Here is an 8846-nt window from a genome sequence, read left to right as displayed (position 1 = left end):
TGGGATCTGGGAGCAGAGGAGCAACTACCAACTACCACACCCGACTCCCAACTCCCTAAGTCTCTTACTAGATCGGAAAATCGAGCCGCAACCGAATGCATATTGCCTGGATTGGAAAAAAATCACCCTTTTGTGGCAATGTTACTTACAGTCGAGAAGTTACTAATGCCTTGCTAGACCGAGGAAATCAGGTTAGTTTTCTTCACTTCACTCAAGAAGAAGAAGAAGCTAAGCGGGATAATTGGCCCGACTGCCCAGAAGTCCCTCTACCTTTCCTCTATAAGTCTCAAGTCTATACAATCCCGACTTTAGGGGCAACAAAGGTTTTAACTCAGTCGCTACGGGAGTTAAAACCAGATTTAGTTCATGCATCTTTAACGCTATCTCCCCTAGATTTCATCCTGCCAGAGATTTGCGAGGAGCTGAACCTACCCCTTATTGCAACTTTCCACACTCCCTATGCTGGTAAAGGGGCAAAACTCGTATCGGGTACTCAATTGCTGGCATATCAACTGTATGCTCCATTTTTAATCAACTACGATCGCGTTATCGTCTTTTCGGAAGTTCAGCGAGAGTTGTTTGCCAAAATGGGTTTGACTGCTGACAAAGTAGCAGTGATCCCCAACGGCGTAGACGTAGAGAAATATAGTCCTGGGATTTCACGTATCAAGCAAGAATTCCACGCCGAACGACTATTCGTTTATCAAGGTCGAATTGCTGCGGAAAAAAATATCGAAGCATTGCTTCGCGCCTGGAAGCAAGCGGATATGAAACCTAGTAGTAAATTGCTCATGGTAGGTGATGGTCCCCTTACCGCTTCTTTACGACCTTTCTACAGCGCAGAATTTGGCATTTACTGGTTAGGATATATTGCCGATGAAAGTCGACGGTTGGAGATTTTGCGTGGTAGCGATGTGTTTGTTTTGCCGTCTTTGGTAGAGGGATTGTCAATTTCTTTGTTAGAGGCAATGGCTTGTGGTCTGGCATGTTTAGCTACAAATGTGGGTGCAGATGGGGAAGTGTTAGAGAATGGCGCTGGTGTAGTCCTCACTCCCAGGCGCGTCACGTCACAATTATCAACTCTGCTACCTTTGTTTCAAGATCATCCAGAACTTACCATCTTACTAGGGCAAAAAGCGCGACAGCGAGTATTAGAGCGCTATACCCTGAGTCAGAATATCGACCGGCTAGAGCAGCTTTATGACAGCGTATTGTCACAACGGCAAAGTTCAAAAATTTTCAGTTCTAAGTTTCGCGCTCGACTATAGATAAATTGTAGAGGCGTTCCCGGGAACGCCTCTACAATTTATCTATTCAACCAACCAGCACTTAAAACTACTGTTAAACCTAAAAACGTCACTACCAATGCCCAAGTAACGCGGTTTAGGGTTGTTTCGGCACTTTTGGTACTGCTAAATAACTGTGCCTGACCGCCGATCGCACCGATCCCATCACCTTTGGGACTGTGCAGTAATACCAAAACAATCAAACCCACGGCAGAGAATGCCCAGATAGCTTCAAGAACTGTAGTAACTGTCATAGTGCGAATTAGCTCGGATAGCGCAAAAAAAGTGTAGCTTACTTGCTTACTTATTTAACTTTACCAGCCCATTCTGACAGGAGTACGGGAAGATTGTACTTCATACATAGCTGGGGCGATTAAAGATTGACCAGTCATCTCTGCTGGTTGGGGAAGCTGCAAGATTTCTAGAATTGTCGGTGCGAGATCGGCAAGCTTGCCATCACTTCTGAGCGTTACTTCTGTACCGTAACCGGGGATCTTTGCTTTTTCACCTTCAATTAAAATGAAGGGGACTGGATTAGTCGTGTGTGCCGTCCAAGGATTTCCCTGTTCGTCGCGGAGGGATTCAGCATTACCGTGATCGGCTGTGACTAATGCCGTGCCTCCTACTTGAGCGATCGCCTCCAATAACCGTCCCAAGCATCGATCGACAGTTTCAACTGCTTCTACAGTCGCACCTATATCACCTGTATGACCTACCATATCAGGGTTGGCATAGTTAATGACTACCAGGGAGTAAACTTGTTGCTTTATTGCAGCGATCGCTACATCAGTCACCGCCTCAGCAGACATGGCTGGCGCTTTGTCGTAGGTCGCTACCATCGGACTCATCACCATTTCCCGATCTTCACCTGCAAATGGGTCTTCTAAGCCGCCATTGAAGAAGTAAGTGACATGGGCGTATTTTTCTGTCTCTGCGGTGCGAAACTGCTTGAGTCCATGCTGGGAGATGACTTCGCCTAAAATGTTATTGAGATTCTGCGGCTCAAAAGCGATGGGGACGGAAAGTTCGGAGTCGTATTGCGTAAACGTGAGAAATGATAAAGGCTCGATCTGCTGCCGTTCAAAGCCGTCAAAGTCTGGCTTGACAAAAGCATAAGTGAGCTGTCTGGCGCGATCGGGGCGAAAATTGTAAAAGACTACGCCATCACCTGGTTCTACCGCTCCCGGAGCGATGCGGGTAGGGATGACAAATTCATCAGTGACTCCCTCATCGTAGGAAGCTTGTAAGACCTCAACTGCCGATCGCCCGTCGCCTACACCGTCTTGAGTCATCACATCGTAAGCACGTTTAACGCGATCCCAACGGCGATCGCGATCCATTGCGTAGTAACGACCGCTTAGAGTGACGATCTGACCAACACCAATTGAATCTGCGTGTTCTTGAATCTGTTTGAGAGCTTCCACGCCTTCTGTAGGTGTTGTATCGCGTCCATCCGTAATTGCATGGATGCATACTTGAGCGATCTCTTGCGCCTTTGCTAAGTCTAGCAATCCTAACAAGTGGCTTAAATGAGAGTGTACCCCACCTTCCGAGCATAAGCCGATTAGGTGCAGTTTACCATTTCTGTTTTTGACTTCTCGGCATAACTGAGCGATCGCGGCGTTTTGCCCAATTGAACCATCTTCGACCGCGTCTGTAATTCTAACCAATTCTTGCGGTACAACTCGCCCTGCACCAATATTCAGGTGTCCGACTTCCGAGTTGCCCATTTGACCCTCTGGCAACCCTACTGCTTTGCCTGAAGTGCGAATTAGAGTTCTTGGATAGACTGCCCAGAGGCTATCCATTACAGGAGTTTTTGCAGATGAAATCGCGTTACCGTCTGCTGCCTCGCGATAACCCCATCCGTCTAATATCACTAGCACCACGGGAGCAACAGGTGCTTGGGTCATACGATGTTACCCTTTACTTTTGTTAACTCACCCGTCATGATACCACTACCGATCGTCTCTGCAAGGGTTTTTTTGCTGATTTTGTCATTTTCTCTACTATATCTTTCAGCTTTTCTAATGGGGATCGCCTTCTGGAAGGGGTGAGGAGTGAGGAGTGAGGAGTGAGGGAATTTTGGATTTTGGATTGTAATTCCGAATGCTCCCTTGTCTCCCTCGTCTCCCTTGTCTCCCTTGTCTTTTTTTCTAACCCCTACTCCCTTTCTTAGCGGCAGCTTTAGCGGCTTTGGCGGCTTTTTTAGCAGCTTGCTCGGCAGCAATCGCAGCTTGTCTTTCCTGTTCTCGTTCTTCTGCTAATTTATTTTGGTAGTAATGGTAATCTCCCAAATAAACTCGAAATTCTCCATCGCGAATTTCAATAATTTTGTTGGCAACTTGAGAGATGAAGTAGCGATCGTGAGAAACGATCAGTACTGTACCATCGTAGTTTTGAATTGCTTCTTCCAGCATTTCTTTCGCTGGAATATCTAAATGATTTGTTGGCTCGTCTAAAATCAATAAATTTGCTGGACGTAACAGCATTTTTGCTAAGGCAAGACGGGCTTTTTCGCCTCCACTTAAGGCTGCAACTTTTTTAAATACCGTGTCCCCGCTAAATAAAAATCTTCCTAACAACGTGCGAACTTCTTCATTCGTCCAGTCGGGAACTTCATCATGGATCGTTTCCATGACGGTTTTGTTTAAATCTAAGGCTTCTGCTTGATTCTGCTCAAAATAGCTAGGAATCACGTTATGAGCGCCCAGTTCGACTACTCCTTCTGTCGGTTCCTCCATTCCCGTAATCAGACGCAGTAATGTAGATTTACCCGCACCATTGGGACCGAGAAAAGCAATGCGATCGCCTCTTTCTATTAAGAGGTTTCCACCTAAAAATAAGATTTTGTCGTCGTATATATGGGTTAAATCTTGAATTTTCACCACTTCTCGTCCGCTACGGGGTGCGGGTGGAAAGCGAAAATGCAGGGTTTTTAAGTCAGATATCGGTGCTTCGACACGCTCGATTTTATCTAATTGTTTTTCGCGGCTTTTTGCTTGTGTACTGCGAGTAGCACTAGCTCTAAATTTATCGACAAAAGCTTGCTGTTTGTCAAGTTCTTTCTGTTGCCGTTCGTAGGCACTTTGTTGTGCTTCCTTAGCTTCAAATTTTTGTTGTAAATAAATCGAATAGTTACCTAAATATGTGGTGGAAACCCCTCTTTCAGTTTCGACAATTTGAGTGCAAAGACGATCGAGAAATTCGCGATCGTGAGAAACAATTACCATCGGTGTAATTAACCCTTTCAGGTAATTTTCTAACCACTCAATAGTTTCTAAATCCAAATGGTTAGTCGGTTCATCTAGGAGTAGAAGATCGGGTTTTTGTAGTAAAATCTTGCCCAAACTCATTCGCATCTGCCAACCGCCACTAAAAGCGCTGACAAGGCGATCGCCATCTCCTGGTTCAAATCCCAGCTCTGGCAAGATTTTATCGATTTGCGCCTCCAAGCTGTAACCATCCAAAGCTTCAAACTGGCGCTGGAAGCGATCCATTTGTCGCAGAAGTTTATCTAATTCTTCGGGTGTTGCGGTTTCTAACTGATGTTGTACGTTTGTCAAACTTTCATGAACTTCGTTTGCCTCAACAAAGGCGCGCCAGAATTCTTCCTTTACAGTACGAGTTGGATCTACTTCAAATTCTTGGGTTAAGTATGCTATGTGTAAACTAGCAGGACGAATCACCTCTCCAGTAGTTGGCTCAACCTCGCCAGCAATAATTTTCAGTTGGGTAGACTTGCCTGCTCCGTTGACACCTACTAAACCGATGCGATCGCCTGCTTTGACTTCCCAATTCACATCTTTAAGGACTTCACCAGTAGGATAAATTTTACTAATGTGTTCCAGTCGCAGCATTCATTATCTCCAGGGGCGATCGCTTCATCGACATCGTAACAAAATTTAATGGCGAAATGTAGGGTGCGTTCTTCAAGACTGAGGAAAGATTTTGAGAATCTTAATTTCTGGGTTGAAGTCACCTAAGATGACTAACATGATTGACGCGCAGCCCTCACACCTCTATATTGAATTATCTTCATTAGGCTGTTGGTACGCAAATTCGGTGCATCAATTGATTCAAACAAGGAAAAACAAATGAGCTTGTATGATGAGACAATTTCCAAAATTCTCCAACTGCCAGAACCGCTAGTTAAGGAAGTAAGTCATTTTGTAGACTCTTTACGATTAGACAAAGATAACACTCGCTCGGCTTTATGGATGCAATCTACGGAAGCATTGAAAATTAGCACTTCAGATTTATCAGATTATTCAAGGAATCCAGAAGAGTACGAAGCACGTCTAGCGCGGGGAGAGATTCAACAGTAGTTTGAGGTCGATTGTATGGGGAGGAGGCGATCGCTCTACTTGGGTTCGTGGTAGCGATCGGAATTTCCAACGTCAAATTTATTCGTGTTGGTAATAAATCAGTTAGGGCGCATAGATGTACGGGCGCATAAATGATGTAGGGGCGCACAGCTGTGCGCCCCTACAAGATATGTATTATTTCAAAATATCCATAGTGCGTCCATACAAAATCTGTATTATTTCAATATGTATATCAAAATGTCCATTTGTGATTTGGATCGTCTAGCGCCGCTTTTACTGAAGCTAAATTAGCAAGTTCTTTAAATGGGCTAGATTTAGCTATTTCTGTAATTAAATGTAAGGCTACTTCTAGTTGCTCGTTATTACCTGTTATGATTGCGCGATCGACTACATTGAACAAAGCCCGAAAATTTTCTGCTCGTTCGTCAAACGAGCGATTGAGATATCCTATCAATATTTCTCGCTGAGCGTTAATTTTCGCGATAGTAGTTTTTTCCCACGCTTCAATTTCACGCCGCTTTGTCTGCTCTTGTCCGGCAATTTTCTTGTAATCAGTGTAGGCTGAAACTATTTGCTGTATAGACTCTAAGGGATTGATGGTTTCTTTAAAGGAAGCTTTCTTGACTGGCATTTCTAATTACCCAAAATAGTAGAATACTTGGCTCGAATATTGGCAGTAACAGGATTAAGTTGTCCTTGTTCATCTAAAACAGGAATCTTCATAATTTCTGCAAGGTTTGATATAAAAAGTCCTACTTGTCTAAACTTCTCAATATCCTTATCATTATTTTTATCAAATGATGGTAATGAATCAAGTTCGTTAAGACTAAGAACAGTGCGATCGTTAAGCAATTTAACTAAATCCTCTAACTCAAAAATTTGCCGCCTTGCTTGTTGAAGAAAGTCTCTTGCTGCGCCAAATTGAGCTATTGCCGTGTTTACTTCAGCTTCATACTTCCGTGCTTTGGTTAAAGCTTCCTCTGCTTTACCCGCCAATTGAAAACCACCGATCATTAAGGCAGGACCCAGTGTCAGACCTCCCAAAACAAAACCTCCAACAGCCATACTACTACCACCTAACCATGCTATTGTTGCATTTCTAGCAGCAGCTCCACCAAGCGATGAGATACCTACTTCAGTAGTCCACAAGCCAAAGAATCTTGTTACTGTAGCTGTTCCTACAGACTTTGCAAGTGTAATTGTCCCAGAACTTACTGCTGCACCTGTAGCTGCTGCTGATAAACCGCCTTTAACCCACTCTTCAGCCTCTATAGCCATAACTTGATACTGTTTGAGCTGCTGAATTGAAATTTCTAGTCCTTCTAAAATCTGCCGATCGCTTTGCGAAGCTTGCTGACCAATTCGCCGCTCGATAAAATCAACAAAACGTCCAACTGTGCGCATTTTGATATCAATCTGAAGTTGACTGTACTCCTCTGCTATCTGGTTAGCAGTTTCCCAGTCTGCTTGCAATTGACTAACTTTACTTTTGTAGCGTTTTTGAGCGCGTTCACCAATTTTTTTTGCTAGATCCATATCAGCCATACCTGCGACACACGCAAGCCCACCAAAAGCTGTAGTACCTAAAGCAATAGCACCAAGAATAATTGGAATCACAAATACTCCTATTTTTATTTATATACAACCAGGCGCACAACTGTGCGCTCCTACAAATATGTTCTGCGTACTGCTAAGAATCACTAAATATCTTCTTAATTTACACGCTAATAATTTATAAAATTTGAGCTTTGAATGAAGGTAATTAAAAGCTTATATAAAGTCGAGCGATCGAGATTATGTTTGATAAATTATTGCGGACATATTGTAGGGGCGCACAGCTGTGCGCCCCTACAAGCCATGTAACGCATCTAATTAAAAAAGGTAACAATGACCGCGTACAACTCTAAAATTCATCACCGTCAGTCTATTCGTTTACGTGGTTATGATTATTCTCAAGCAGGTGCTTACTTTATTACCATTTGTACCTACCAAAGAGAATGTATATTTGGCGAAGTTGTGGATTGTCAAATGCGCTTGAATAAAGTTGGATGTATAGTAGCTGAAGAATGGTTGCGATCGCCCACAGTCCGACCAGGAATTGAATTAGATGAATGGGTTATCATGCCTAATCACATACACGCAATCGTTATATTCACATCTTCTGTAGAGATACCAAATTCACCAGGAGCGTCCAGCTGTGCGCCCCTACGTCGAAAACCGCGCTCTCTATCGTCATTGATTGCTGGATTTAAATCTACCGCTACAAAGCAAATTAACGAAATACGCCAGACTCCTAAAATACCAGTTTGGCAGCGAAATTACTATGAACAAATTATCCATAATGAAGCATGTCTAAATAAAATTCAGCAATATATTATTAATAATCCAGCTAATTGGCTAAATGATTCAGACAATCCAACTAATTCTGCTTTAAAGTAATATAGCCGTTGTCAATTGGATAAGATGTCAAATCTGTAGGGGCGCACAGCTGTGCGCCCCTACAAATATATGGTAATCAAAAGAAAATTGATATAGACAATACGATCGCACTCCCTCTTTCCACAAATCCCAGGTGCGATCGCATTTTCTCATCACGAGAATTTTCTGTGCCATAGTTTCACATCCCAAAAAATTAATCCCCCCTAAACTTAGGAAGGATTATGCAATCATATTTTACCCTACCAAACCAAGCGCGATCGCCTTCTTAAGCACCCGCACTCGATGCAGCTAACTCTGCTAACTGTTCCTGCTGATCCTGGGCGATACAATCTTGAATAATTGTTTCTATGTCACCTTCTAGAACTGGGTTCAGAGAATAATTCTGTCCCAAACGATGATCTGTGACCCGATTATCTTTGTAGTTGTAGGTGCGAATCTTCTCCGATCGCGAACCCGTTCCAACTTGCGATCGCCGCATGGAAGTAACAGCTTCTTGTTGTTCCCGCAGCTTCATTTCGTACAATTTAGCTCGCAAGATTTGCATTGCCCGTTCTTTGTTTTGTAACTGGCTGCGTTCTTCCGTACAGAAAATCCGAATTCCCGTTGGTTTGTGGAATAAGTCTACCGCTGTCTCCACCTTGTTAACATTTTGACCGCCAGCACCGCCAGAACGAGCTGTTTTCATTTCAATCTCAGTCGGATCGATGTGAATTTCAACGTCATCCACTTCTGGCATCACCGCGACAGTAGCAGTAGATGTGTGAACTCGTCCCCCTGCTTCCGTGACTGGTAC

Annotated in this window: 10 protein-coding genes; 3 read left to right on the top strand and 7 right to left on the bottom strand. The window is 43.6% G+C overall.

The features are described 5' to 3' along the window. The first annotated feature begins 95 nt into the window (after nucleotides 1–95). Nucleotides 96–1268, top strand: a complete 1173-nt coding sequence (locus C7Y66_RS29115) for a glycosyltransferase family 4 protein (protein WP_106548213.1) — start codon at nucleotides 96–98, stop codon at nucleotides 1266–1268. A gap of 38 nt (nucleotides 1269–1306) precedes the next feature. Here the strand turns inward: C7Y66_RS29115 and secG are convergent, their stop codons facing one another. The 3 genes from secG to C7Y66_RS29095 form a co-directional block, all read right to left on the bottom strand. Then, entirely contained in the window at nucleotides 1307–1540 is a 234-nt protein-coding gene (gene secG, locus C7Y66_RS29110) for a preprotein translocase subunit SecG (RefSeq protein ID WP_015152268.1), read from the bottom strand. A gap of 60 nt (nucleotides 1541–1600) precedes the next feature. Next, the gene (gene gpmI / locus C7Y66_RS29105) at nucleotides 1601–3199 is read right to left on the bottom strand and encodes a 2,3-bisphosphoglycerate-independent phosphoglycerate mutase (protein ID WP_106548212.1); all 1599 of its coding nucleotides are present in this window, start codon (nucleotides 3197–3199) and stop codon (nucleotides 1601–1603) included. 243 nt (nucleotides 3200–3442) lie between these two features. Continuing rightward, on the bottom strand, nucleotides 3443–5146 hold the full coding sequence (locus C7Y66_RS29095; RefSeq protein WP_106548210.1) for an ABC-F family ATP-binding cassette domain-containing protein: 1704 nt from the start codon (nucleotides 5144–5146) through the stop codon (nucleotides 3443–3445). A gap of 237 nt (nucleotides 5147–5383) precedes the next feature. On the opposite strand from C7Y66_RS29095, the gene C7Y66_RS29090 reads away from it, so the two are divergent. Continuing rightward, nucleotides 5384–5614 (top strand): hypothetical protein, encoded by a 231-nt coding sequence (locus C7Y66_RS29090; RefSeq protein WP_106548209.1) that lies wholly within the window; start codon nucleotides 5384–5386, stop codon nucleotides 5612–5614. Between the two features lie 232 nt (nucleotides 5615–5846). On the opposite strand, the gene C7Y66_RS29085 is transcribed toward C7Y66_RS29090, so the two are convergent. Beyond that, complete coding sequence (locus C7Y66_RS29085) at nucleotides 5847–6245, bottom strand: hypothetical protein (protein ID WP_106548208.1); 399 nt, start codon at nucleotides 6243–6245, stop codon at nucleotides 5847–5849. Nucleotides 6246–6247: 2 nt separating this feature from the next. Next, on the bottom strand, nucleotides 6248–7231 hold the full coding sequence (locus tag C7Y66_RS29080; RefSeq protein WP_106548207.1) for a hypothetical protein: 984 nt from the start codon (nucleotides 7229–7231) through the stop codon (nucleotides 6248–6250). A 270-nt stretch (nucleotides 7232–7501) separates the two neighbouring features. Between C7Y66_RS29080 and C7Y66_RS29075 the strand changes: the two genes are divergently transcribed. After that, on the top strand, nucleotides 7502–8053 hold the full coding sequence (locus tag C7Y66_RS29075) for a transposase (RefSeq protein ID WP_106548206.1): 552 nt from the start codon (nucleotides 7502–7504) through the stop codon (nucleotides 8051–8053). Between the two features lie 27 nt (nucleotides 8054–8080). Here the strand turns inward: C7Y66_RS29075 and C7Y66_RS31490 are convergent, their stop codons facing one another. Both C7Y66_RS31490 and C7Y66_RS29070 read right to left on the bottom strand, forming a co-directional pair. Further along, nucleotides 8081–8227 (bottom strand): hypothetical protein, encoded by a 147-nt coding sequence (locus tag C7Y66_RS31490; protein WP_158266023.1) that lies wholly within the window; start codon nucleotides 8225–8227, stop codon nucleotides 8081–8083. A 91-nt stretch (nucleotides 8228–8318) separates the two neighbouring features. Further along, a partial coding sequence (locus C7Y66_RS29070) for a peptide chain release factor-like protein (protein ID WP_304529369.1) occupies nucleotides 8319–8846 on the bottom strand: 528 nt, incomplete at its 5' end.

The organism is Chroococcidiopsis sp. CCALA 051 (genome assembly GCF_003015105.1).
GTDB classification, from domain to species: Bacteria; Cyanobacteriota; Cyanobacteriia; order Cyanobacteriales; family Chroococcidiopsidaceae; genus Chroococcidiopsis; species Chroococcidiopsis thermalis.
Note: the sequence above shows the minus strand (reverse complement) of the source record. Positions and strands in the feature narration are given on the sequence as shown.

What these genes read in the sequence shown, in the direction of transcription:
- C7Y66_RS29115 (WP_106548213.1), top strand. Translation starts at nt 96, where the DNA reads ATGCATATTGCCTGGATTGGAAAAAAATCACCCTTTTGTGGCAATGTT.
- secG (WP_015152268.1), bottom strand. Translation starts at nt 1,540, where the DNA reads ATGACAGTTACTACAGTTCTTGAAGCTATCTGGGCATTCTCTGCCGTG.
- gpmI (WP_106548212.1), bottom strand. Translation starts at nt 3,199, where the DNA reads ATGACCCAAGCACCTGTTGCTCCCGTGGTGCTAGTGATATTAGACGGA.
- C7Y66_RS29095 (WP_106548210.1), bottom strand. Translation starts at nt 5,146, where the DNA reads ATGCTGCGACTGGAACACATTAGTAAAATTTATCCTACTGGTGAAGTC.
- C7Y66_RS29090 (WP_106548209.1), top strand. Translation starts at nt 5,384, where the DNA reads ATGAGCTTGTATGATGAGACAATTTCCAAAATTCTCCAACTGCCAGAA.
- C7Y66_RS29085 (WP_106548208.1), bottom strand. Translation starts at nt 6,245, where the DNA reads ATGCCAGTCAAGAAAGCTTCCTTTAAAGAAACCATCAATCCCTTAGAG.
- C7Y66_RS29075 (WP_106548206.1), top strand. Translation starts at nt 7,502, where the DNA reads ATGACCGCGTACAACTCTAAAATTCATCACCGTCAGTCTATTCGTTTA.
- C7Y66_RS31490 (WP_158266023.1), bottom strand. Translation starts at nt 8,227, where the DNA reads ATGGCACAGAAAATTCTCGTGATGAGAAAATGCGATCGCACCTGGGAT.